Source organism: Microbacterium sorbitolivorans (genome assembly GCF_003327285.1).
GTDB lineage: Bacteria > Actinomycetota > Actinomycetes > Actinomycetales > Microbacteriaceae > Microbacterium > Microbacterium sorbitolivorans.
Genome location: NZ_KZ848475.1, coordinates 164,449 through 189,322, shown reverse-complemented (window position 1 = coordinate 189,322; position 24,874 = coordinate 164,449). Strand labels below are relative to the sequence as shown.

Annotated in this window: 18 protein-coding genes, 1 tRNA gene and 1 other RNA gene; 13 read left to right on the top strand and 7 right to left on the bottom strand. The window is 70.8% G+C overall.

Translation table 11 applies throughout. The features are described from left to right. Positions 1 to 51: 51 nt before the first annotated feature. On the bottom strand, positions 52 to 504 hold the full coding sequence (locus tag DTO57_RS09820; protein ID WP_114118055.1) for a GNAT family N-acetyltransferase: 453 nt from the start codon (positions 502 to 504) through the stop codon (positions 52 to 54). Positions 505 to 542: 38 nt separating this feature from the next. Continuing rightward, positions 543 to 2,069, bottom strand: a complete 1,527-nt coding sequence (locus tag DTO57_RS09815) for a L,D-transpeptidase family protein (RefSeq protein WP_114118054.1) — start codon at positions 2,067 to 2,069, stop codon at positions 543 to 545. Positions 2,070 to 2,240: 171 nt separating this feature from the next. Between DTO57_RS09815 and nagB the strand changes: the two genes are divergently transcribed. Beyond that, positions 2,241 to 3,020 (top strand): glucosamine-6-phosphate deaminase, encoded by a 780-nt coding sequence (gene nagB / locus DTO57_RS09810; protein WP_114118053.1) that lies wholly within the window; start codon positions 2,241 to 2,243, stop codon positions 3,018 to 3,020. Positions 3,021 to 3,093: 73 nt separating this feature from the next. On the opposite strand, the gene DTO57_RS09805 is transcribed toward nagB, so the two are convergent. Continuing rightward, positions 3,094 to 3,459, bottom strand: a complete 366-nt coding sequence (locus DTO57_RS09805; protein WP_114118052.1) for a YrdB family protein — start codon at positions 3,457 to 3,459, stop codon at positions 3,094 to 3,096. 150 nt (positions 3,460 to 3,609) lie between these two features. Here DTO57_RS09805 and DTO57_RS09800 point away from each other — a divergent pair, with 150 nt between their 5' ends. Further along, entirely contained in the window at positions 3,610 to 5,181 is a 1,572-nt protein-coding gene (locus DTO57_RS09800) for a flotillin family protein (RefSeq protein ID WP_308420495.1), read from the top strand. 57 nt (positions 5,182 to 5,238) lie between these two features. Here DTO57_RS09800 and DTO57_RS09795 read toward each other — a convergent pair whose 3' ends face one another. Further along, entirely contained in the window at positions 5,239 to 6,228 is a 990-nt protein-coding gene (locus DTO57_RS09795; RefSeq protein WP_114118051.1) for an aldo/keto reductase, read from the bottom strand. 43 nt (positions 6,229 to 6,271) lie between these two features. On the opposite strand from DTO57_RS09795, the gene DTO57_RS09790 reads away from it, so the two are divergent. The 5 genes from DTO57_RS09790 (at position 6,272) to DTO57_RS09770 (ending at position 10,935) form a co-directional block, all read left to right on the top strand. After that, complete coding sequence (locus tag DTO57_RS09790; protein WP_114118050.1) at positions 6,272 to 7,540, top strand: outer membrane protein assembly factor BamB family protein; 1,269 nt, start codon at positions 6,272 to 6,274, stop codon at positions 7,538 to 7,540. Positions 7,541 to 7,582: 42 nt separating this feature from the next. Next, positions 7,583 to 8,230: an RNA polymerase sigma factor gene (locus tag DTO57_RS09785; protein WP_114118049.1), complete on the top strand. Its 648-nt coding sequence runs from the start codon at positions 7,583 to 7,585 to the stop codon at positions 8,228 to 8,230. Next, positions 8,227 to 9,426 (top strand): serine/threonine-protein kinase, encoded by a 1,200-nt coding sequence (locus tag DTO57_RS09780; RefSeq protein WP_114118048.1) that lies wholly within the window; start codon positions 8,227 to 8,229, stop codon positions 9,424 to 9,426. Before DTO57_RS09785 ends, DTO57_RS09780 begins: the two co-directional genes overlap by 4 nt. A gap of 77 nt (positions 9,427 to 9,503) precedes the next feature. After that, a complete protein-coding gene (locus DTO57_RS09775; protein WP_114118047.1) occupies positions 9,504 to 10,769 on the top strand; it encodes a hypothetical protein in 1,266 nt (421 codons plus the stop codon). 74 nt (positions 10,770 to 10,843) lie between these two features. Then, positions 10,844 to 10,935, top strand: a tRNA-Ser gene (locus DTO57_RS09770). 43 nt (positions 10,936 to 10,978) lie between these two features. On the opposite strand, the gene DTO57_RS09765 is transcribed toward DTO57_RS09770, so the two are convergent. Genes DTO57_RS09765 through DTO57_RS09755 form a run of 3 tightly spaced genes read right to left on the bottom strand, consistent with a single transcriptional unit; the run spans position 10,979 to position 15,161 of the window. Beyond that, positions 10,979 to 13,117, bottom strand: a complete 2,139-nt coding sequence (locus tag DTO57_RS09765; RefSeq protein ID WP_162785731.1) for a transglutaminase TgpA family protein — start codon at positions 13,115 to 13,117, stop codon at positions 10,979 to 10,981. Next, positions 13,114 to 14,196, bottom strand: coding sequence for a DUF58 domain-containing protein (locus DTO57_RS09760; RefSeq protein WP_114118045.1), 1,083 nt, complete (start codon positions 14,194 to 14,196; stop codon positions 13,114 to 13,116). The genes DTO57_RS09765 and DTO57_RS09760 overlap by 4 nt, the downstream gene beginning before the upstream one ends. Beyond that, complete coding sequence (locus tag DTO57_RS09755) at positions 14,193 to 15,161, bottom strand: AAA family ATPase (protein ID WP_114118044.1); 969 nt, start codon at positions 15,159 to 15,161, stop codon at positions 14,193 to 14,195. Before DTO57_RS09755 ends, DTO57_RS09760 begins: the two co-directional genes overlap by 4 nt. Before the next feature lie 49 nt (positions 15,162 to 15,210). Here DTO57_RS09755 and ffs point away from each other — a divergent pair. The 6 genes from ffs to DTO57_RS09725 all read left to right on the top strand — a co-directional run bounded on the left by ffs (position 15,211) and on the right by DTO57_RS09725 (position 24,863). Next, an RNA gene (gene ffs, locus DTO57_RS09750) (signal recognition particle sRNA small type) lies at positions 15,211 to 15,307 on the top strand. Between the two features lie 63 nt (positions 15,308 to 15,370). Continuing rightward, positions 15,371 to 17,476 carry a phosphate acetyltransferase gene (gene pta, locus DTO57_RS09745; protein WP_114118360.1) on the top strand — a complete coding sequence of 702 codons (2,106 nt, stop codon included), beginning with the start codon at positions 15,371 to 15,373 and terminating at the stop codon, positions 17,474 to 17,476. 1 nt (position 17,477) lies between these two features. Next, positions 17,478 to 18,671, top strand: a complete 1,194-nt coding sequence (locus tag DTO57_RS09740; RefSeq protein ID WP_114118043.1) for an acetate/propionate family kinase — start codon at positions 17,478 to 17,480, stop codon at positions 18,669 to 18,671. A 51-nt stretch (positions 18,672 to 18,722) separates the two neighbouring features. Then, positions 18,723 to 19,463 (top strand): HAD family hydrolase, encoded by a 741-nt coding sequence (locus DTO57_RS09735; protein WP_114118042.1) that lies wholly within the window; start codon positions 18,723 to 18,725, stop codon positions 19,461 to 19,463. After that, the gene (locus DTO57_RS09730) at positions 19,460 to 21,925 is read left to right on the top strand and encodes a glycoside hydrolase family 65 protein (protein WP_114118041.1); all 2,466 of its coding nucleotides are present in this window, start codon (positions 19,460 to 19,462) and stop codon (positions 21,923 to 21,925) included. The genes DTO57_RS09735 and DTO57_RS09730 overlap by 4 nt, the downstream gene beginning before the upstream one ends. 34 nt (positions 21,926 to 21,959) lie before the next feature. Continuing rightward, the gene (locus DTO57_RS09725; RefSeq protein WP_114118040.1) at positions 21,960 to 24,863 is read left to right on the top strand and encodes a DNA polymerase III subunit gamma and tau; all 2,904 of its coding nucleotides are present in this window, start codon (positions 21,960 to 21,962) and stop codon (positions 24,861 to 24,863) included. Positions 24,864 to 24,874 lie beyond the last annotated feature (11 nt).

Genomic DNA, 24,874 nt, shown 5'->3' with positions numbered 1-24,874 from the left:
TCGGGGGAGAGTGATCGAATCCCCGCCGCCAGCGGCTCGTGGGGGAATCGCTTAGAGGGCGATCTCCGCGACGACCTCGCCGTAGTCGGACTCGCCGACGGGGGAGAAGCCGATGCGTCGGAAGAACGCCTCGGGGCCACCCTCGCCCGGCTCGTACACGACCGTCACGCGGTCGAAGCTGCGCTTGCGGGCCTCGTCGAGCACGGCGTCGATCGCGAAGCGACCGGCGCCCTTACCCTGGGCCTCGGCGTCAACGTTGATGCGCCAGACGGCGGCGCGCAGGTAGTCGCTGGATGCGTCGGCGTCGAAGTACGCGCGCACGAAGGCGACGACAACGTCGCCATCGAGCACGACGCGCTGCCACGTCTTCTGCGGGTCGGCGACGCCCATCTCGACGGCATAGGTCGTCGGTGCGATGAACTCTTCTTGGCCCGGCTTCAAACTGAGCCGGTTGGCCGCCACGATCGTGGCGGCAGACAGGTCTTCAATGCGCAGCGTGGTCATGCCATCAGCGTAGAGCACTTTGTCAGCCTCGGGCGTGCTTACGCGGTGACCTTGACGGGCGAACCAACCTGCAGGAAGCGGTAGGTCCACTCGGCGTCGGACTCGCTGAGGTTCACGCAGCCGTGGCTCATGTAGGCGCCGGGGCCGAAGTTGTTGTGCCAGTAGGTGCCGTGGAAGCCCTGGTCACCGTTGAAGTAGCTGATCCAGGGAACGTTCGCCGTGCAGTAGCCGAAGCGGCCGCCGGGGACGAGGTTGCCGTCGGCGTCGCAGTCGCCCATGTTCTGGGTCGTGAGCTGCGCGTAGACGGTGTAGTCGCCGACCTGCGTGTCGTGACCCTCCTTACCGAGGGCCATGGCGGTGGTCTTAACGAGCTTCTCTTCGCCGCCGTTGACGGTCTCGTAGAAGTACGTGTAGCCCTCGCTCTTGGCGACGACGGCGCGGCGGAAACGCTCGGTGGTCTTGTGTGCGACCTTCTCGCCTGTGAGGGCGACGGTCGCGGGCTGCATCGACGTCAGCGACGCCGAGATCTCGTCGGTCGCACCGTCGGTCGAGGTGACCTCGTAGCCGTCGTGTCCCTCGGTGATCGTCTTGAGGACGTTGTGGTTGGCGTCGACGACGACGTCGGCATCGGTGGCCTCCTGGCCGACGCGGCCGGGAACCTCGGTGACGTACTTCTCGATCTCGTCGTTCTTCGTCGCGATTTCGACCTCGCCGGCGTCGGAGACGGTGACGTCGATCCACGACGCAACGGTCTCGGCGGGGACGGTGTCGACGGTGTCGCCGTCGAGCGTGAACGACACGCTATCGATCGCCGCGTTGAGCGAGTCGGCCGTGGTCTTGGCCTCATCGGTCGTGAGGTCGGGCTCGGTCTCGGTGATGCTCGCGACGAGCGAGATCGACGGCGAGGACGTGGCCTGGATCGGGCCGACACCGGCCGCGAGTGCCTGCACCGCGGGGGCCGCGGCGAGCTCGGTCGAGAGGTCGGCGATGAGGGTGTCGATGTCGATGCCCTGGCCGTTCTCGGACGGCACGACGGAGTAAGCGCCGTCGTTGTACTCGATCTGCGCGTTCACCGGGTCGGTGTACTTGTCGGCGAAGGTCGCCGAGAGCGCGGCCTCTGCTGTCTGCGTGTCGACCGAGAGGTCGGCGTCGACGGCGCCGGGGCTCCAGTCGCCGATCTTCCACAGCGGGTAGGCGTTCTTGATGTCGCGGGCCGTCTGGGCCGCGTCGATCGTGAGGCCGAGGTCGGTGCCCGTGAGGGTCTTCTGCTCGCCGTCGACGCTGATCGTGACGGTCGCGTCGGCGACGGCCGAGGCGACCGCCGCCTCGGCGCTGTCGAGGGTCGTCATGCCGACGTCGGCGCCGAGCACCGTCACGCCGGGTGCGATGAAGATCGTGCCCACGGCGACGGCGCCGCATGCGAGGAGCGCGACGGGAATGCCGATGCCGAACCACAGGCCCTTCTTGCCGCGCTTCTTGGGCGCAGGCTCGGCCCAGCGCACCTCGGGCTGTGCCTCCGAGGCGTCACTGAGTACCTGCGTCTTTTCCGTCGCCAGGTCGGTCATCGAGATCTCCCCCAACAATCAAGCGCTACGAATCGCGCTTCGTCTAGATCATGGTACGGCCGGTGCCCATATGCCAGCTGTCGGAACGATCACGAAGTGTTTACGATCGCCTGGAGATCAGATGTCTGAGAAGATCGGTGAAACCGTTCTTTTGAATCCCAGGAGGATTTCATGGCAGAGGTCGTCATCGTCCGCGACCGCGCGGAAGCAGGCGCGCTCGTTGCTGATTCGATCGCCGCGCTGATCCGCACCCGGCCCGACGCCGTTCTCGGCCTCGCCACTGGATCCACCCCGTTGCCCGTCTACGAGGCGCTGCGCGAGAAGCTCGCGGGCGTCGACCTCTCGCAGGTGCGCGGCTTCGCGCTCGACGAGTACGTCGGGCTGCCGCTCGAGCACCACGAGTCGTACGCGTCGGTGATCTCGCGCGAGGTCGTCGAGCCCCTCGGGCTCGACCCGCAGCGGATCCAGACCCCGCCCGCGCACGACGACGACCTCGAGGGCGCCGGCGCCCGCTACGAGGCCGCGATCCGCGAGGCCGGCGGCATCGACGTGCAGATCCTCGGCATCGGCACCGATGGCCACATCGGCTTCAACGAGCCCGGATCCTCGTTCGCGTCGCGCACCCGCGTGAAGACGCTGACGGCGCAGACGCGCGAGGACAACGCGCGCTTCTTCGACTCGATCGACGAGGTGCCGCGCCACTGCCTGACGCAGGGGCTCGGCACGATCCTCGAGGCCGGCCACCTCGTGCTACTCGCCTTCGGCGAGGGCAAGGCAGAGGCCGTCGCCGGCGCCGTCGAGGGTGCGCTGTCGGCGTCGCTTCCCGGATCCGCGATCCAGCTCCACCCGCACGTCACCGTCGTCGTCGACGAGGCCGCCGCGTCGAAGCTGAAGTTCGCCGACTACTACCGCGAGTCGTACGACAACAAGCCCGACTGGCAGGGCATCTAACGACAAGAATCGGCGTAGCGAGTACGCGTGAGCGGCCCGCTGCGCCGATTCGTTGTGTTCGGCGCGAGTGCGCTCAGCGCATCTCGCGGCGCAGCACGAAGACGCCGACGCTGACGCAGAAGGCTCCGACGGCGAGGCCCGCCCAGGGCAGGTCGAGGGCCCACAGCGCGAGCGTCGCGCTGACGAAGACGAGCAGCTCGATGAGGGCGCGGATCGCGCGCGGCACGGCGATGACGGCCTTCGGCGAGAGGAACAGCGCCCACACCAGGATCGCGATGAGGGGCGCGCCGATGCCCCAGACGACGCTCCACGGCATCGACCAGGCGAGGAAGCCCCACACGCAGAGCGAACCGAATGCGAGCAGCTCGCTCAGCAGGCGAAGCACATCGAGCGCGGTGACGCGCGGGCCGATACCCGCGGATCCGGTGGCAGAAGACATGCCATCAAGTCTATGGAGCGCGAGCTGGATGCCTCCCGGTCACGGGTTCTGAGAGTGCGCTGGGCGCAGGCTTTTTATAGGCTGATGGGACATTCGTCGGCGGCTACTCGCCCAGGTGAGTCGCGTCGGCCCAACCGTTAGGGGAGATCCGTGGGCTTTTTCACAGCCATCGGAACGGCGGGGATCGTCGTCGCCGTCATCATTCTGCTCGTCGTTCTCGCGATCGTCGGCCTGATCATCACGCTGCTCATGCGCGCCTGGTACAAGGTCGCTCGCGCCGATGAGGCGCTCGTGATCGTCGGTCGCAAGGCGAAGAAGGGCAGCACCGGCCCGGCCTCGGCCCTCACCGTCATCCGCGGCGGCGGCGCGATCGTCAACCCGATCACGCAGCGCGCCGAGACGCTGTCGCTCCGCGCGCGCCAGATCATGGTGCAGCCCACGGCGCAGTCGATCCAGGGCGTGACGGTCGACGTGACCGGCGTCGCGCTCGTGAAGGTCGGATCCGAGACCGAGGCGATCGCCCGCGCGGCAGAGCGCTTCGTGTCGCAGGACAAGGCCATCGAGGTGTTCACGACCGAGCAGCTCGAGGGTGCGCTCCGCGGTGTCGTCGCGACGCTGACGGTCGAGCAGCTCATGCGCGACCGCCAGGAGCTCAGCGACCAGATCGCCGCGCTGATCAAGAGCGACCTGGAGGAGCAGGGCCTCGTGCTCGATAGCTTCCAGATCCAGGGCATCACCGACGAGAACGGCTACATCGACGCCCTCGGCGCCGAAGAGGTCTCGAAGGTGAAGCGCCAGGCCGAGATCGCGCGCATCGACGCGAACCGCCAGATCAAGGCGCGCGAGATCGCGACGAGCGAAGAGACGCTGATCGAGCAGACGGCGTACGACAAGAACCAGGCCGCGGCGGCGTCCGACGTCGGTGAGGCCCGCGCAGAGGCCGAGCAAGCCGAGGCCCTGGCCCGCGCCCGCGCCGAGCAGGGCGTGCTCATGCAGCAGGCCGATAACAAGCAGGCCCAGCTGGATGCCGACGTCAAGCGCGTGGCCGACGCCTCCGCGTACGAAGAGCAGAAGAAGGCCGACGCCCGCGCGTACTCCGCGGTGAAGGACGCCGAGGCCGCCGCCGACGTGCAGCGCCGCGAGGCCGACATCAGCCTCTACCAGCAGCAGCAGCGCGCCGATGCCGACGCCTACTCGCGCATCAAGGCCGCCGAGGCCGACGCCCAGAAGGCCGAGCGCGAGGCCGAGGCCATCCGCGTGCAGGCCCAGGCCGAGGCCGACGCCAAGCGCGCCCAGGCCCAGGCCGAGGCAGACGCGATTCGCCTCGCCGGTGAGGCGAAGGCCATCGCGATCGAGGCCGAGGCCGAGGCGCTCAAAAAGAACCAGGACGCCGTGCTCGCGCAGCGCTCGCTCGACGTTCTCGTGCCGATGATGACCGAGTTCGCCAAGGGCTACTCGAACGTCGGCAACGTCACGGTTCTCGCCGGATCCGGCGAGGGCGGCGCGACGACGCACATGGCCGGCGAGGCCGCCATGGGCATGCGCGCCATGTTCGACACCGTGCGCGAGGCCACCGGTATCGACCTGTCGGCGATGCTGCAGGGCCAGGCCATCGGCCACGGCATCTCGCAGGGCCAGCAGGCCCCGGCCGCCCAGCCCGCGCCGCAGGAGGCGCCGCGACGCCGCCGCCGCGAGGAGACTCCCGACGAGTCTGCCGAGTAGGCGATAGCGCGAATGCCCCCGAGATTTCTCCCGGGGGCATTCGTCGTGTGTGTGGGCTTACCAGCGGTCGTGCACCTGCGGGCGGATCTTCTCGTCGTAGAGCGCGGTGACGGCCTCCATGAAGTGCGACGGCAGGGTGCGGAGGTCGGCGGCGCGCGCGTTGCCGCGCACCTGCTCGGGGGAGCGGGCACCGGGGATCACGGTCGAGACGCCGGGCTGCGACGCGATCCAGGCGAGCGCCGCCTGGGCCGGGTTCGCCCCGATGCGGCTCGCGAGCGTGGCGAACTCGTCGGCCACCTCGACGCCGGTCTCGAAGTCGACGCCCGCGAAGGTCTCGCCGACGTCGAACGCCTCGCCGCGGCGGTTGAAGGTGCGGTGGTCGTCGTCCGCGAAGGTCGTGTGCTGCGTGTACCGGCCAGAGAGCAGGCCGCTCGCGAGAGGCACGCGCGCGATGATGCCGACGCCGGCCTCGCGTGCCGCCGGCAGGACCTGCTCGAGCGGCTTCTGGCGGAAGGCGTTGAGGATGATCTGCACCGTCGCGACGTTCGGGCGGGCGATCGCCGTGAGCGCCTGCGCGCAGGTCTCGACGCTCACGCCGTAGGCGGCCATGACGCCCTCCTCGACGAGCGAGTCGAGCGCGTCGAACACGAAGTCGGCGGCGTAGACGTCGTCGGTGGGGCAGTGCAGCTGGACGAGGTCGAGGGTGTCGACACCGAGGTTCCGGCGGGAGCGATCGGCCCAGTCGCGGAAGGTGTCATACGAGGCGTATCGCAGCGACGGCTTGGGCGCGCGTCGGATCATCTTCGTCGCGACGGTGCCCTTCCACGAGGGGTTGACGCGGCGCCACGACGCGATGCGCTGCTCGCTGCGGCCGTCGCCATACACATCGGCGGTGTCGAAGAAGGTCACGCCCGACTCGGCGGCGGCATCGAGCACGTCGAGCGCCTCGAGCTCGTTCATGCGGCCCCAATCGGCGCCCAATTGCCACGTTCCGAGGCCGATGACCGAGACCTCGCGTCCGGTCCGTCCGAGGATCCTTCTCTCCACAGCTGCTCCTTCTCTGGTGCCCTGCCCGCTAGCCTACAGACGCGTGCGCGCCATCTTCGTCCGCTACGGTGAGGGCGTGGTGAAGCAGAAGTCTGTGCGCGCGTTGGCGATCGTCGGAGTCGTTGCGGCGACTCTCCTGGCGGCGGGGTGTTCGAACTTCCCCGGGCTCGGGCCGGAGCCGACGGGAGCGGCACCGACAACCGAGGGATCCGCGGTCTACGACGGCGCCGCGGCGAGCAACCTCAGCCTCTCGCCCGTCGAGCTCTCAGGTGCGCCGACGTATGCCGAGGCCGATCGATCCGACGTCGTCGGCCTCGCGGGCGGCAAGCTCCTCGCGACCCGACCCGGCCCCGAGCGCATCATCGGCGTCGACGCGTGGGACACCGCGACGGGCGAGCTCTCGTGGGACATCACGACGTATGAGTCGTACCAGATCGTCCTCGACCACGGCTTCGGCCGTGGCCTCCTCGAGTTCGCAGGCGGCGCCGTACAGCGCGGATCCGCCGACGGCTACGTCGTGCCGATCTTCGGCAACCTCTGCGGCGGTGGCACGCAGTGCATGGACGATCCGTATCGCGCCGGCATTGCCATGATCAACCCCGCCGACGGCGCGATCATGTGGACGAGCGACCTCACCGACCAGCTCGGCGACGACATCTCCGGCATCAGCATGCACACAACCGTCGTCGACGCGAACGCCGACAGCATCGTCGTCGAGGTCGAGGCGCAGCTCGACGGCGGCGGCGACGCGACCGTCGCGCTCGTCGCGAACGCGTCCGACGGATCCGTGCGGTGGACCACCCGCGACGCGCACCTCGTGAGCGTCGCCGGCGACGCGATCCTCGGCGAGGCGGACGGTGCGCTCGCCGCGTTCGACGCGGCCTCGGGCGACGAGCGCTGGCGAGGCGCGTCCGGCAGCTGGATCCCGCGGCAGGCGAACGCGCAGTACGCGGCGGCCGAGGATCCGGAGACCGACATCATCGACGTCGCGACCGGCGAGACGGTCTCGATGGGGCGCTTCGCCGTCGACCCTGTCGTGAGCGACGACCTCGTCGCATGGGTCGACGCGTCGGGCGAGACGATCACCTTCGACGGATCCCCGGCGCTGCCGGGCGCCGAGACCGGCGCCCTCACCACCGCCGTCGCGATCGACGGCGACTACATCTGGACGGCGGGCGACGGCGTTCTCGCGGTCGACCGCACGGGCGCGGCGCGAAGCGAGGCCCTGCCCGGATCCTTCGTCGACGCCCGCGGGGGCGCCGTCGCGACGGTCGACGACGACGGCACGGTCCACCTCTTCCGCGCGGGATAGCGCCGAAAATCGGACAATCCGCCGCTCGGCTAGGATTTCCGTATGTCGGTTTTGGGGGAGAAACCTGATCATGCGGAGCTGCGCCAGGCGCTCGACGCGGGCGATTTTCGCACGGTGGGCGGCCTGACGAGCGAGCTCGTCGCGGAGGGCGCGGCCGATCAGGCGCTCGACGTGCTCGCGGAATACGCAGCCGGCAACCGGCGCGCGCTCGAGATCCTCATCGAGGTGCTCGACGGATCCGGAAGCGTGCGCCGCTTCGCCGGCCGCATGCTGCTCGACCAGACGGCGATCGACGACGTCTCGCAGGACGCGCTGATCTCGATCGTCGAGTCGATCGGCTCGTTCCGGCACGGGGCGAAGTTCACGAGCTGGGTCTACCCGATCGTGCAGCGCCGCGTCGCCGACTACCTGCGGCGCCAGCGCGAGGGCGTGCCCCTCGACGAGGAGATGCTGCCGGGGGAGCGGATGAGTTCGATCATCGCGGCCCGCACGACGGTGCAGCAGGCGCTCGCGCAGCTGCCCGAGCTCTACCGCGAGCCCGTCGTACTGCGCGATATCGACGGGCTGAGCTACGCGGAGGTCGCCGAGGCGCTCGGGCGCTCGGTGGGAACCGTCAAGTCGCAGATCAGCAGGGGCCGCGCGCTCGTCGCCGGATCCCTGTGCGGCGAGGCCGGCGGATCCGCGCGATGAGCTGGAAGCTGGCGCACTTCGAGGTCGAGGCCGCGATCGGGGTCGGGTCGTACGCGACCGTGCACCGCGCGACCGACGAGCGCCTCGGCGACACCGTCGCGATCAAGATCCTCGCCGAGAATCACAGCCTGAACCCCGAGCTGCGCGAGCGGTTTATCTCGGAGGGGCGGGCGCTCCGGCGCGTCGGCGGCGCGAACGTCGTCGCGGTCTACGACATCGGCGAGTCCGAGAAGTTCCAGCCCTACCTCGTGATGGAGCATGCCGACCGCGGCACCCTGAGCTCGCGCGTCGAGAGCCTGCGCAAGCAGGGATGGAAGGCGACGACCGACGACCTTCTCGCGCTCGCGCGGCCCCTCGCGGCGGGCGTCGCCGACATCCACCGGGCACGCCTCGTGCACCGCGACCTGAGCCCCGGCAACATCCTGCTGTCGTCGCGGCGGGTCACGCCCGACTCCCGCCCGCCGAGCCCCGTCGTGCGGCCGGAGGAGCGACTGGTGCTCGCCGACCTCGGCATGTGCAAGGACCTCGCGCTCGGATCCGGCCTCACGGTCGCGGGCGGCACGGCCGGGTTCCGTCCGCCGGAGCAGGACGGGCCGGGCGTCGTCGACATCCGCGCCGACATCTGGGCGATGTCGGCCCTCATCGGCTGGCTGGCCGAGGGCACGAGCATCCCGTTGGCCCTCAAGAGGGTGCTCGCCCGTGGAATGCACGCGCGGCCCGAGAAGCGCCACCCCAACGCGCGCGAGTGGCTCGCCGACGTCGAGCAGGCGCTCGCGCCGCCCGAGCCCGAGCCCGCGCGCCCCGCGGAGGATCCGTTGCCGGCGAAGGAGAGGCCGCGCCGCCGCAGGGCCCTCGTCATCGTCGCCGCGGTGCTCGTCGTCGCGGCGCTCGCGGGCGGGCTCATCGCGGGGCTGAACCTGGCGGGGTCGCCGGATCCGGTGTCCGCGGTCAGCGGCGCATCGATCGAGATCGAGGGGCCGGACGAGATCGCGGTGGGCGAGCGAGCCGAGTTCACCGCGGTCGTCGAGGGCGCCACGTCGTGGGCGTGGACGCTGCCGAACCACCGGCAGGTGGCCGACGAAGACAGCGTCGAGGTGACGGCGACGGGAGCCGGATCCGCCGAGATTGTGCTGCGCGCGGTCGCGCCCGACGGCACCGAGCTCGAGGTCAGACACGACATCCGCGTGAGCGGCTAAAAGTTTTTCGCGTCGCGTGCAACCTTTTGGATCCCGGTCGCGACGTATAGGTAACCGAACGCCCCGAGAGGAAAATCATGCTCCACACACGAACGACCTGGATCCGCACCGGAATCGGCCTGACGGCGCTGTCGGCGCTGCTGCTGACCGGCTGCGCCGCAGACGACGATGCCGCGAGCTTCAGCGACGGCGACGAGACGCAGGACGCGGCGCTGTCCGGCGACACCGACGAACCGCAGGAGACGGAAACGCCCGAGCCCAATTACGAGTACCGCGTCACGTCGGGCTTCTTCTACCAGGGCGTCTCGAAGGACCTGACGACGGTGAACACCGTCCGGCCGACGAACAAGACCGTCACGACGCCCGCCGGCACACTGACGATCAACCAGGTCGACGAGCTCAGCGATATCGACGCCGACGCCGTGGGCCTCGAGCAGAAGTACGACGAGGCCACGACCGAGATCCTGCCCTACGGCCCGGCCGAGGGCGAGGTGCTCCGCGTGATCGACTTCGCGTTCGTCGCGTCTGACACCGAGGGCGCGCCGTCGACCGACCTGTCGCTCAAGATCAACGGCACGCAGACCCACGTGGCCGAGCTGCGGGGGAGCGATGCCGACCGCATCCTGCTCTCGGTGCCAGCCGACGGCTCGGCACAGCTCGTCGTCTCGTCCGACGGTCACGACCAGTTCGTCGACCTGCTGACGGGCGAGCGCGCCGACGACCCGGTGACGGCCACCTACTACCGCGACGTCACGCGCCAGGAGCCGCACCACGTGCTGAAGATCGACTCGTCGGAGTTCCAGACCTGGCTCGACTGGCTGGAGCAGGACATCGTCGACACCGTCTCCTACGACGTGCAGATCGACTCGGTCGAGCTCACGCCGTGGCAGCCCGAGAAGGGCTGGGCGCCCGAGGGACGCACCTGGGCGGCCATTGACTGGACCTACGACATCAACAAGTCGAGCGACGAGAGCTGGGGCGATCTGCGGATCGAATCCTTCCAATTCGACCTGGCCGTGAACTCGAACGACGAGCAGGCGGCGATTTCGATCGCCGAGGCCGACACCTCGCGGAGCAGCTTCGACGGCCCCGGCCACATCGACTACGTCTCGGTGCCCGTCGGCACGACGACGCTCACGCTGAGCGTCGCGGGCCAGACGACGATGGTCGAGCGCGAAGCGACGCTGAAGGAGGGCGTCGACCCCACCGCCTCGTTCTCGTCGGGCGAGCTCGCCCTCGACTTCCCGGACGGCGACCTCCCGAGCACCGAGGACGAGCCGGCCGAAGACGAGACCGACGAGCCCGCCACGGACGAGACCGAGGCGCCCGAAGACGCGAGCTGATCGCGCCCGCCCCGTGCCACGCCCGGGGTGCGCGCGGTCGAGGGCACGGGTGCCGATGTCGTAGACTATTCGACGGTGCCTTGTCCGAGCGGCCTAAGGAGCACGGCTGGAATCCGTGTATGCGGGGTAACTTGCATCAGGGGTTCAAATCCCCTAGGCACCGCCATATATCGCAAAAGCCCGACCGGTCAGGTCGGGCTTTTGTGGTGTTAGCGGCGCCAGAGCGAGCGCGGCGCGAGGCCCCGCCAGGCCGGCCGCAGGGCCGGCGCCAAGGCGCGCAGGTGCGGCGACAGGTCACCCGCGCCCGCGGCGGATCCGCTGTACCGCGCGCGCTCGACGGCCCCGAGCAGCGCCGCGAGCGCCGTAGCCTCCGGCCCCGCGGGCGCGAGGCGCACCGGATCCGCGAGCAGCGCCCGCGCGAGCGCGCGCTCCGAGAGGGCGCGGCCCCGGGGGATCCGAGCGTCGTCGACCATCGCGACGACCTCGCGCCACGCCGCGACGGCGTCGCCTCGGCGAGCGGCCGCGAGGCGGAGCGCGCGGGTGACCCGGCGCGCGGCCCAGGGGAGCGCGCCGAGCACGATAATCGCGGCGGCGACGACGAGGATCCACCAGGGGTTCGCGTCGTCGCGCTCGGCCTGGGGCGTCGTCGCCGCAGTCTCGGTCGGCGTCGGGGTCGCCGACGCGGTCTCGGTCGCCTGCGGCTCGGGCTCGTCCTCCGCGGCGGCGGAGGGAGCGGGAGCCTCGGGCTCCGGATCCGAGGGGTCGCTCTCGACCGCGGTGACGTTCTGCGCCTGCGCGACCGAGGGCGTGGGATCGAACTGGGTCCACCCGATGTCGTCGAAGTACACCTCGGGCCAGGCGTGCAGGCGGTCGGCGGTCACCGAGTAGACGGGGCGGCCGTCGACGCGATCGCCCGTCGCGACGCCCGGCAGATAGCCGACGGCGATGCGGGTGGGGAGCCCCACCGAGCGCGCCATGAGCGTGAACGCGCTCGCGAAGTGCACGCAATAGCCCTCGCGCACCTCGAGGAAGGTCTCGATCGCCTCGGCGTCGCTGCCGTCGAAGCCGTCGGTCACGGGGGTATCGAGCGAGTAGGTGAACTCGCTCGAGCGCAGCCACGACTGCAGCGCGATGGCGCGGTCGTAGGGGGTGCGGGCATCGGCGGTCACGGTCGCGGCAGTGCTGCCGATCGTGCCGCTTAAGACCTCGTCGGTCAGCTCAAGCGCGGCATCGGGCGCGCCCGTCGTCCGCAGCGCCTCGAACTGCTCGCGCGTGGGCGAGAGGTCGATCGAGCGCGCCGCGTAGTCGATGCCCTGGGTCGTGCCGCTCGATGTGCGCGCCGTGCGGTTGCTTGCCAGGATCTGCCAGCCGTCGCCGGCGCCGTCGACGTCGAAGGTGTTCTCGGGCAGCGGCAGAAACAGGGTATCGAGCCGCACCTGGTCGACCCACGTCGTGCGGGCGGTGGACTCGATGCCGTCGGCGACCTCGACGTCGTCGAAGCCCTCGGAAAGCGGCGTGGTGCCGCCCGTGTCGACCTGCCAGCCGTCGTCGCCGAAGCCGGTGTGCGTCGCGAGCCGCAGGTACGGCGCGACGAGCAGGTTGGTGCGCACCTGCATCACCTCGACGTTCGAGCGATTGCGCAGGTCGTCGCCGAGCTCGATCGAGACGTCGACGCTCGTCGGGCGCGTGTAGAGGGCAATGCCGGTCGTGGGCGCGTAGGGCACGAGCGGCGCCGCGACGACGGCGACGCAGGCCGCGACGACGACGATCGCGACGGCCGCGACGCTCGAGCGCCTGCGCGGCTCGGCGGATCCGCGGGACGCGATCAGGAGCAGCAGGGCGATCGCGAAGACGATCGCGTAGAGAAGGTGGTCGTCGCGCGGCACCGCGATCTGCGGCGCGATGAAGACCGCCGCGAGCGGCAGCGCCGACACGAGCGGCATGCGCCACGAGTTCGCGGAGGCGTCGACGAGGATCGCGAGCAGGCCGATCGCGCCGACGAGGGCGAAGCGCAGGGGCGCGCCCACGGCGACGGGGGCGACGCTCGTCAGGATCTGCGCGCCCGCCGACTCGAGCACGCGGGGCAGGCCCCAGCCGCCGATGCCGACGAGGTCGCCGATCCCGCCGGGATATGCCCACCAGATCCCGACGAACCACACGAGCGCCTGCGCCGAGATGGCGACGGATCCGCGCACCCAGCGGCCGGCGTAGCCGACGGCGACGATCGCGACGATGATCGCGACGGAGGCGACGAACCAGCCCGTGTCGAGCAGCGTCGTGAGCGGCAGGATCGCGGTCACGAGGGCGGCGATCACCGCGAGATGGGGCAGGATCCGGGGCTTGTTCATCGCGGCACCTCGGAGATCGCGGCGGCCCACGACTCGGCGATGTCGTCGCCGAGGGGCGCCTGCCGCCAGCCGGGGGAGGCGACGGGCGCGGGCGCGAGCAGGATGTGCGGCGCGGGCGTCGTGGGCGCCCAGGAGGCGCGGCCGATCGCGACGACGACGCCGGTCTCGACGAAGCGCGCGAGCGGGGCCTCGCTCGTCTCGAGGCGCGCGCACGCGACGAGCACGCGCTCGAGATCGGCGGCGCGGGCGATATCGCCGAGCACGGATCCGCCGCTCGTGCGAACCGACACGAGGAAGCCATCGCCGTGCAGGCGGGCGGCGATCGAGACGAGCGCGCTGAGCGCGCGGTCGAACGCGTCGGCATCGGGCCAGCTCGTCGGATCCGTGTCGATCACGACCGTTGCCGACGCGGTCTGCTCCCGCTCCTCCTCTCGCACCATGAGGTCGCCGTGGTGCGCGGAGGCGCGCCAGTGCACGCGCCGGATGGAGTCGCCGGGCGCGTACGGCCGGGGGATGAGGTTGTCGGTGCCCTGCCCGTGGGGGCCGGGGCGCGCGGCATCGTCGCCCGCGGATCCGGCCGACCGCAGCGGCGCGAGCGCGACGATGGGCGGCACCGCGACGATGTCGATGGATCCGCCGGCCGAGAGGCGGCGAATCGCGGCCCCGAACGGCGCGAGCCGCTCGAGGCGCAGCGGACCGACGCGGTGTACGCCGCGCCGCGCGGGCACGACGACGCTCGCGAGGCCCGCGGCGTTGCGGCTCGACGAGACGAGTGCGAGGCCGGGGGAGACGAGCTCCCGCGCGTCGTCGAAGGCCGCGCGGGTGTCGATGCGGGTGAGGATCCGGAGGGGGTCGCCGGCGGCGACGAGGTCGGCCTCGGGGTTCCGCTCGACGCTCCTCGGCGCGCGGGCGATCGCGACCGCGAGCCACGCGAGGATCACCGCGAGCGCGAGCGCCGTGGCGAGATAGACGAGCTCGATGCGCGAGAACGCGATGCCGGCGATGGTGAAGAACAGGGCGACGGCGAGCATGCCGATACCGCGCCACGTGGGGCGGAACCGCGCGCCGATCGTCGTCATGCCGAGGCGGGGACAGCGATGCGCTGGAGGATCTCGTCGAGCGCCGCGACGACCGGATCCGAGCCGTGAACCGACGCGGGCCGGTGCGCGGGGATCAGGCGGTGCGCGAAGACGGGGCGGACGAGGCCCGCGATGTCATCGGGAACGACGAAGGCGCGACCCTGCAGGGCGGCGCGCGCCTTCGCGGCGCGCACGAGCTGCAGCGTGGCGCGGGGGCTCGCGCCGAGGCGGAGGGCCTCGTGGGATCGGGTCGCCTGCGCGAGCAGCACGGCGTAGCGCTCGACGACGGGCGACACGTGCACGCGGCGCACGAAGTCGATGAGGCGGCCGACGCCGTCGAGGTCGATCACGGGGCGGAGGTCTGCGAGCGGGTTGCCGGTGTCGCGCTGGCGCAGCATCAGCTGCTCGGCGTCGGTGTCGGGGTAGCCCATCGACGTGCGCATCATGAAGCGGTCGAGCTGGGCCTCGGGGAGCGCGTAGGTGCCGTCCATCTCGAGCGGGTTCTGCGTCGCCACGACGAGGAACGGGGTCGGCAGCGCGTGGGTGACGCCGTCGACCGACACCTGGCGCTCTTCCATCGCCTCGAGCAGCGCCGACTGCGTCTTGGGCGACGAGCGGTTGATCTCGTCGGCGATGACGACGTTCGCGAACACCGCGCCGCGCGAGAAGTCGAAGGTACGGCTCACGGGGTTGAAAATGCTGACGCCCGTGACGTCGCCCGGCAGCAGATCGGGCGTGAACTGGATCCGTCGCACCTCGGCGTGGATCGACGACGCGAGCGCGCGGGCGAGCACCGTCTTGCCGACGCCCGGCACGTCCTCGATGAGCAGGTGGCCCTCCGCGAGGATCGCGACGACCACGGCCTGTATCGCGTGGTCCTTCCCGTCGATCACCCGGCGCATATTGGCGGTGATCTGCTCGGTGGCCGCGTGGAACTGCTCTGGCGTCAGCGTCGTCTCAGACATCGCTCTCAGCCTAGTGTCGGAAAGAGCCCGATGACCCTGTTAGGCTGGTATCGGCTCTCCGCGTGACGACACCCAGGCCAACTCCCCCAGGACGGAAACGTAGCAAGGGTAACCGGGCTCTGTTGGGTACGCGGAGAGTCTTTTTTGTACCCCCTGATTCTTGCCCCGAACGCGTCCAGGGCGGGGCCGCCCGGGGTAGCGTGGTCCCCGTGGCGAGAAGCATCTACATCACGTCTGCAGAGGGTCATTCCGGCAAATCGACCGTGGCCCTCGGTGTTCTCGATTCGCTGAGCAGGGTCACGCCCCGCGTCGGAGTCTTCCGCGCGATCGCGCGTTCGACCGCTGAGCGCGACTATGTGCTCGAGATGCTGCTCGATCACGACGGCGTTGACCTCGCGTACGACGAATGCATCGGCGCGACCTACGACGACGTGCGGGCGGATCCGGAGGCCGCGCTCGTCAAGATCGTCGAGCACTACACTCGGGTTGCGGCGCAGTGCGACGCCGTCGTGGTGCTCGGCAGCGACTACACCGATGTCGGCAGCCCCGCCGAGCTGGCGTTCAACGCCCGCATCGCGGCGAACCTCGCGACGCCCGTCCTGCTCGTGCTCAGCGGCCGCCAGCTGCAGGGGCACACCGAGCGGCTCGGATCCACCGAGGCGCGCACCGCCCAGCAGATCGGGCAGCTCGCCTCGCTCGCCGTGGGCGAGCTTCGCCGAGGCAACGCCGAGCTGGCCGCGACGGTCGTGAACCGCGCTCACGCCGACCACACCGACGACATCATCGAAGCCGTCGCGCAGCACACGCCCGGCGCCCCGGTCTGGGCCCTGCCGGAGGACCGCCTGCTGGTCGCGCCCACGATGGCCGACGTGCTGCGCGCCGTCGACGGCGAGCTCGTGAAGGGCGACGAGGAGCTCCTCGCCCGCGAGGCGCTCGGCGTCACCGTCGCCGGCATGTCGATGGCGAACATCCTGCCGCGCCTCGACGAGGGCGACGTCGTGCTCATCGCCGCCGACCGCGGCGACGCGCTTCTGGCGGCGCTGAGCGCCAACAGCTCGGGCACCTTCCCGTCGCTCGCCGGCATCGTGTTGAACGGCCCCTTCGAGATCCCCGAGCCGCTCCAGCGCCTCGTCGACGGCCTCGCGACGTCGATCCCGATCATCCGCGCGGCGGGCGACACCTACCCGACGGCGATGCGCATCATGTCGGCGCGCGGCCGTCTGGCAGCGTCGAGCCCGCAGCGCTACAACCGCGCCCTCAGCCTGTTCGAGCAGAGCGTCGACATCACCGAGCTCGTGCGCGTGCTCGGCGTCGCGAACGCGACCGTCGTGACGCCGATCATGTTCCAGCACCAGCTCATGGAGCGCGCCCGTGCCGACCGCCGCCACATCGTCCTGCCCGAGGGCGGCGACGACCGCATCCTCAAGGCCGCCGCGATCCTGCTGGAGCGCGGCGTGGCCAAGCTCACGATCCTCGGCGAGCCGTTCGAGGTTCGCGCCCGCGCGATTGAGCTCGGCCTCGACATCCGCGAGGCGGCGGTGCTCAGCCCCTTCGACCCCGTCTACGTCGACCGCTTCGCGACCGAGTACGCGCGCCTGCGCGCCCACAAGGGAATGACGTACGACAAGGCCGCCGACCTCGTGACCGACGTGTCGTACTTCGGCACGATGATGGTGCACATGGGCGACGCCGACGGCATGGTGTCCGGCGCCGCGCACACGACGGCCCACACGATCCGGCCCTCGTTCGAGATCATCAAGACCCGCCCAGGCGTCTCGGTCGTCTCGAGCGTGTTCCTCATGGCGCTCGCCGACCGCGTGCTCGTCTACGGCGACTGCGCCGTGATCCCGGATCCGTCGAGCGAGCAGCTGAGCGACATCGCGATCTCGTCCGCGGGCACCGCCGCGCAGTTCGGTATTGAGCCTCGGGTCGCGATGCTCTCGTACTCGACCGGCGAATCCGGATCCGGCGCCGACGTCGAGAAGGTTCGCGAGGCGACCCGGCTCGCGCGTGAGCGCGCGCCGGAGCTGCCGATCGAGGGCCCGATTCAGTACGACGCGGCGGCCGACGTCGCCGTCGCGAAGGCGAAGATGCCCGGATCCGCCGTCGCGGGTCGGGCGACCGTGTTCGTCTTCCCGGATCTCAACACGGGCAACAACACCTACAAGGCCGTGCAGCGCTCGGCCGGCGCCGTCGCGATCGGCCCCGTGCTGCAGGGCCTCAACCGACCCATCAACGACCTGTCTCGCGGCGCGCTCGTCGACGACATCGTCAACACCGTCGTCATCACCGCCATCCAGGCACAGGAGAGCTGACATGTCTGTCGTCCTCGTCGTCAACAGCGGCTCGTCGTCGTTCAAGTACCAGCTCATCGAGATGGACGGCGAGCGCGTGCTCGCGTCCGGCCTCGTCGAGCGCATCGGCGAGGCCGCGGGCCACGCCGAGCACAAGACCGCGGGGGAGCCGTTCGAGATCGAGCGCCCCATCCCGAACCACACGGCGGGCTTCCGCCTCATGCTCGACGCGTTCGCGAACCACGGGCCCTCGCTGACCGAGCACGCGCCCGTCGCGGTCGGCCACCGCGTCGTGCACGGCGGTGCGCGCTTCTTCGAGGCGACGCTCATTGACGACCTCGTCGAGATCAACATCGACGACCTGTCGTTCCTCGCGCCGCTGCACAACCCGGGCGCGCTCCAGGGGATCCGCGCCGCGCGCCGCGCGTTCGACGCCGTGCCGCACGTCGCCGTCTTCGACACGGCGTTCCACCAGACCATGCCGCCGGAGGCATATACCTACGCGCTCGAGCGCGAGACGGCCGAGAAGCACCGCATTCGCCGCTACGGCTTCCACGGCACGAGCCACAAGTTCGTCAGCGAGGCGGCCGCGGCCTACCTCGGCCGGCCGAACTCCGAGCTCAAGCAGGTCGTATTCCACCTGGGGAATGGAGCGTCGGTGACGGCCGTCGACGGCGGCCGTTCCGTCGACACCTCGATGGGCTTCACGCCGCTCGAGGGGCTCGTGATGGGCACGCGCACGGGCGACATCGACCCCGCCGTGCTCATCCACCTGCAGCGCCGCGCCGGCCTCACGACCAACGAGCTCGACGACCTCGTGAACAAGCGCAGCGGACTCGTTGGCCTCGCCGGCGCGAACGACATGCGTGACCTCACGGCGCGCGCGCAGGCGGGCGAGGCCGAGGCGCAGCTCGCGATCGACGTGTACACGCATCGCCTGCGTGCCTACGCCGGTGCCTATCTTGCGCAGCTCGGCGGCGCCGACGTCATCAGCTTCACGGCCGGGGTCGGCGAGAACGTCGCCCACATCCGCGCTGCGGCGCTGCGCGGGCTCGAGTTCGCGGGCGTCGAGATCGACGCCGAACGCAACGAGAACGCGAAGCGCGGCGAGATCACCCGGATCTCGTCCGACGCCTCGCGCGTCGCGGTGCTCGTCGTGCCAACGGATGAGGAGGTCGAGATCGCGCGCCAGACGTTGGCCGCGGCGCAAGAATGACCCCTATGCTGGGCACCAAGGCAAGCTGACTCCTCCGACGGGAGAAAACCCGTGACTGACCACCTCGCCACCAGGCTGACGAACTTTGACGCCGTGCTCTTCGATCTCGACGGGGTGATCACCCCGACGGCCGACGTGCACATGCGCGCCTGGCAGACGATGTTCGACGCGCTCTTCGCCGCCTGGCAGATCTCGCCGCCCTACACCGACGACGACTACTACGCGTACATCGACGGCAAGAAGCGCTATGACGGGGTCTCGGCGCTGTTGCGTAGCCGCAACGTCGAGCTGGCGTGGGGCCACCCCGACGATCCGCCCGAGCACGACACCGTGTGCGGCGTCGGGAATCGCAAGAACGGCGCGTTCCTCGCGGTGCTCGAGCGCGAGGGCATCGCCCCGTACCCCGGCTCGCTGGCCCTCGTGATCGAGCTGCAGGCAGCCGGGATCCCCGTCGCGATCGTGTCGAGCTCGAAGAACGCCCGGCCCGTGCTCGAGGCCGCCGGCATCATCCACCGCTTCCCCGTGATCGTCGATGGCGTCACCGCCGAGACGAAGCACCTGCCGTCGAAGCCCGCGCCCGACGTGTTCCTCGAGGGCGCGCGCGAGCTCGGCGTGGATCCGGCCCGCACGGTCGTCGTCGAAGACGCGATCGCCGGCGTCGAATCGGGCGTCGCGGGTGGCTTCGGGCTCGTCATCGGCGTCGATCGCGGCGCCGGGGCCGATGCCCTCCGCGCCGCGGGCGCGCACCTCATCGTGAATGACCTCTCCGAACTGCTGGAAGGAACCGAATGATCGACCGCGAACGCTTCCCTGTTGACCCCTGGCGGCTCGTCGAGACGCGCTTCGACGAATCGGATCTCGGGGTCACCGAGACCAACTTCGCGGTCGGCAATGGCTACCTCGGCATGCGCGCCGACTACCCCGAGGGGCGTCACGCGCACGAGTACGGCACGTACATCAACGGCTTCCACGAGACATGGCCGATCCGTCACGCCGAGAACGCCTACGGCTTCGCCGAGGTCGGCCAGACGATCGTCAACGTGCCCGACGCGAAGATCATGCGCGTCTACGTCGACGACGAGCCGATGTCGATCGACATCGCCGAGATCACCGAATACGAGCGCAGCCTCGACTTCCGTGACGCGACGCAGAACCGCCGGATCCGCTGGACCACGCCCTCGGGCAAGGAGGTCCTGCTCGAGTCGCGGCGCATGGTGTCGTTCGAGGAGCGCCACCTCGCCGTGCTGCAGATGAAGGTCACGGTGCTGAACGCCGACGCGCCCGTCGTCGTCAACTGTCACATCATCAACCGCCAGGATGGCGAAGACGTCTACGGGGGCCGCCCCGCGGCCGCGCACGCCGCCGGCACCGCCGGGGTCGCGGATCCGCGAAAGACCGAACAGATCTCCGAGCGCGTGCTGATCCCGCAGGAGCACTGGCAGGTCGGCTCGCAGTCGACGCTGTCGTACCGCACGGCGTCGAGCGGCATGACCCTCGCGGTCGTCGCCGACCACGTCGTCGACACCGAGAACGAGTACGAGTCGCGCGGCCTTATCGAGCCCGATATCGCGAAGAACGTGTTCCGGATCAACGCGAAGGCCGGCGTGCCGATCACCGTCACGAAGTACGTGTCGTACCACACGTCGCGCGGCGTGCCGGCGGCCGAGCTGATCGACCGCGGCCGCCGCACGATCGACCGCGCGTTGGTGTCGGGCATCGACGAGATCATCGCCCGCCAGCGCAGCTGGCTCGACGCGTTCTGGGACCGCTCGGACGTCAAGATCGAGGGCCACGACGATCTGCAGCAGGCCACCCGCTGGTGCCTCCTGCAGGTCGCGATGGCGTCGGCACGCGCCGACGGCTGGGGCGTGCCCGCGAAGGGCATGACCGGGTCCGGATACAGCGGTCACTACTTCTGGGACACCGAGATCTATGTGATGCCCTTCCTCGACTACACCTCGCCGTGGTGGGCGCGCAACGCGCTCCGCGCGCGGTTGGCGATGCTCCCGGCCGCGCGCCGGCGGGCGGCGCAGGTCAACGAGGCAGGCGCCCTCATCCCGTGGCGCACCATCAACGGCGAGGAGGCATCGGCGTACTACGCCGCCGGTACCGCGCAGTACCACATCAACGCCGACGTCGCCTATGCCCTCGTGAAGTACGTGCGGGCGACCGGCGACGAGGAGTTCCTCGCCAACGAGGGCATCGACCTGCTGGTCGAGACTGCCCGCCTCTGGCAGACGCTGGGTTTCTGGCGCGACGAGTCGTTCCACATCCACGGCGTCACGGGGCCCGACGAGTACACGACCGTCGTCAACGACAACCTCTTCACGAACGCGATGGCGCGCTTTAACCTGCGCGCCGCGGCCTACGTCGTGCGCGAGCTCGAGCACCGCGACCCCGCCCGCTATCGCGCGATGGCCGATCGCCTCTCGCTCGAGCCGGACGAGGCCGAGCACTGGGCGGCCGCGGGGCACGCGATGCACATCCCGTTCCACGAGGACTCGGGCATCCACCCGCAGGACGCGCTCTTCCTCGAGCGCGAGATCTGGGACGTCGAGAACACCCCCGTGTCGCAGCGCCCGCTGCTGCTTCACTTCCACCCGCTCGTGATCTACCGCTTCCAGGTGCTGAAGCAGGCCGACATCGTGCTCGCCGAGTTCCTGCTCAGCGGCGAGTTCACGCAGGCCGAGAAGCTCGCCGACTTCGAGTACTACGACCCGCTGACGACGGGCGACTCGACGCTGTCGGGCGTCGCGCAGTCGGTCATGGCGGCCGAGGTCGGGTACCAGGATCTGGCGCGCGACTACTTCGAGCACTCGCTGTTCGTCGACCTCGCGAACCTGCACAAGAACTCGTCTGACGGCGTGCACATCGCCGCGGCCGGCGGCGCCTGGATGAGCCTCGTGTGCGGCTTCGGCGGCATGCGCGACGCGGGGGGAGAGCTGAGCTTCGACCCGCGCCTTCCCGCCGACTGGCCGGAGCTGTCGTTCCCGCTCGCGTGGCACGGCACGACGATCGACGTCTCGATTCGCCGCGAGGAGATCGAGGTCTCGGCGCGCGAAGAGGGCACCGGATCCGGTGTGCCGTTCGCCGTGCGCGGCGCGCGTTACGAGGTCGCGCCGGGCGAGACCGTCGTGATCGAGCTTGCCGACCAGGGCCCGGTCCGCGAGGGCAAGCCGACGCTGCGCCGCCCCGTGCTCGACGACGGCACCCGCCCGAACGCGATTGTGCCGCCGTGGATGGAGGAGCTCTGACTCGTTTGTCGGACGTCCCCCGTAGGCTGGATTCGTGAGCACAGCCCTGTATCGCCGCTACCGGCCCGAGACCTTTGCCGAGATGATCGGTCAATCGCAGGTGACCGATCCGTTGATGACGGCTCTGCGCAATGACCGCATCGGTCACGCCTATCTGTTCTCGGGCCCGCGCGGGTGCGGTAAGACGACGTCGGCGCGCATTCTGGCGCGTTGCCTGAACTGCGCCGAGGGTCCGACCGACACCCCGTGCGGCGTGTGTCCGAGCTGCGTCGAGCTCTCGCGCGGCGGCGGCGGTTCGCTCGACGTCGTCGAGATCGACGCGGCGAGCCACGGTGGTGTCGACGACGCCCGCGACCTGCGCGAGCGGGCGATCTTCGCCCCCGCGCGCGACCGCTACAAGGTGTTCATCATCGACGAGGCCCACATGGTCACGTCGGGCGGTTTTAACGCGCTGCTGAAGCTCGTCGAAGAGCCGCCGCCGCACGTCAAGTTCATCTTCGCGACGACCGAGCCCGAGAAGGTCATCGGCACGATCCGCTCGCGCACCCACCACTATCCGTTCCGGCTCGTGCCGCCGGCGGTCATGCTCGAGTACGTCGAGAAGCTCTGCGCCGAGGAGGGCATCACGCCCGACCCCGGCGTGCTGCAGCTCGTCGTGCGCGCCGGCACCGGCTCGCCGCGCGACACGCTGTCGATCCTCGACCAGCTGATCGCCGGATCCGAGGGCGCCACCGTCTCGTACGCCCGCGCCGTCTCGCTCCTCGGCTACACGCACGGCGAGCTGCTCGACGAGGTCGTGAACGCCTTCGCGGCGGGCTCGCCCGCGGCCGCCTTCGCGGCGGTCGATCGCGTCGTGCAGACGGGGCAGGATCCGCGGCGCTTCGTCGACGACCTGCTCGAGCGGCTGCGCGACCTCATCGTCATCGCCGCCACGGGCGACCAGGCAGCCACCGTACTGCGAGGCCTGCCCGCCGACGAGCTCGAGCGCATGGCCGGTCAGGCCGCGGCGTACGGCGTCGCGCGCCTCTCGCGGGCCGCCGACCTCGTGAGCGCCGCGCTCGACGGCATGGTCGGCGCGACGTCGCCGCGCCTGCAGCTCGAGCTGATGATCGCGCGCGTGCTGACAGCGGATGGGGCTGTGGGGTCTCCTGTTGTTGCTGCTGGTGCCGTGCCTTCGCCTGCTCCTGCGGCTTCGTTGGCGGCTGGGCCCGCGGCGACTCCCGTTGCCGCACCCGCGACTTCTTCCGTGGCCGCTCCGGTCGCGGCTCCCGAGGCTGCTCCGGTAGCGGCCCCGACGGCTGCGCCCGCGGCTCCGACGGCTGCGCCCGCGGCTCCGACGGCTGCGCCCGTTGCGGCACCGGCCGCCGCGCCTTCGGCTGCCCCCGTGGTCGACTCGGTCGCCGCTCCGACGCCCGACGCAGTAGATGCTCCTACGGCAACTCCGGTCGCGGCGCCTACGGCAGCTCCGGTTGCGGCACCGACGGCTGCTCCGGTAGCAGCTCCGACGGCTGCTCCTGCGGCTGTTCCGGTCGCTGCTCCCGCGGCTTCGCCCGTTGCAGCACCGGTCGCCGCCCCTTCGGCTTCGCCTGCGGCGGCACCTGGTGCAGACGCGAGCGAGGTTCCCGCGCAGGCACCGACCGCCGACGCAGAGCCGGATGCTCAGACTCAGGCCGAGCTCGCGTCCGAGGCCGGCCCCGAATCCACCGCACCGCAGGCTCCCGCCGGCCCGCCCGAGTCCGACGAGGTCCCGGGCGCCGCCTGGGCGACCGCAGCACCGGGGCAGTCCGCGGAGGCGGCCCCGCAGTCAGAACCCGCGCCGAGCGAGGCCGAGCAGTCCGAGCCCGACCAGTCCGCGCCCCCGTCCGTGCCGGAGGAATCCGCGCCGGTCGGCGAGCCGCCCGCCGACGAGTCGGCGGAAGAGGAGCCGGCGGATGACGCCGCGCCGGCCGCGGATCCGGAGCCGTTCACGGGCGAGTCCCTGCGCGCCGCATGGCCACGGATCCTCGCGGATGTCGAGAAGTCGAACCGCGCGACCTGGCTCGTGCTGCAGGCCGCGGCGCCCGCGGGCGTGCAGGACGACATCGTCCGCCTCGCGTTCACGAACCCCGGCGACCTCGCGCAGTTCAAGACGCGCGCCGCCGACGGATCCGGCCCGAGCGCCGACCTGCGCGACGCGATCGAGAAGGTCTTCGACATCCGCGTGCGCTTCGTCGCGAAGCACATCCCGGGAGACGGCGGCCCCGGTGGATCCGCGCCCGCACCGCAGGGACCGCCCGCCGGTGGTGGCGCCGCCGCGCAGCCGGCCCCCGCCGCACGACCCGAGCCCCAGGCGGCACCGACAACGGGATGGGCCGTCGCACAGATCCCCGGAGCCGCACCCGCGGCCGCACCCGAATCGGCCGCGGCCGCGGCGCGGGCCGCCGAACCTGGCGCGGCCCCCTCGGGATCCGCGGCACCGTCGTCGCACGCGTCTTCCGCGCCCGCGGAGACCGTGTCCGCGCCTGCCGGCACCGGATCCGCGGCCCCCGCGTCGGTCGCGACGGCTCCCGCCGCCCCCGCATCCGCCAGCCCGGCATCGCTCGCGACCGCTCCCGCATCCGCGCCGGCCGCAACCGCACCCGCTGCTCCCGGATCCGCCGCCCCGGCCTCGCTCGCGACGGCACCCGCGGCGCCGGCCGCCCCCGGATACGGCGCCCCCGCCGTCGCGCCGCCGCCGTTCTCGGGCGGCGCGGACGCGATTCCGGACGACGAAGTGCCGCCGGATCCGTACGACGAGTACCCGCCGGAGGAGCCCGCCTACACGGGCCCGACGGTGCAGTCTCGTCAGATTCAGCTTGACGAGGGCGTGCAGCGCTACGGCGAGGCCGTCGTGCGCCAGAAGCTCGGCGCGACGTTCCTCCACGAGGAGGACTACACGCCTCCGACGCGGTTCCAGTAACCAGAAAGACC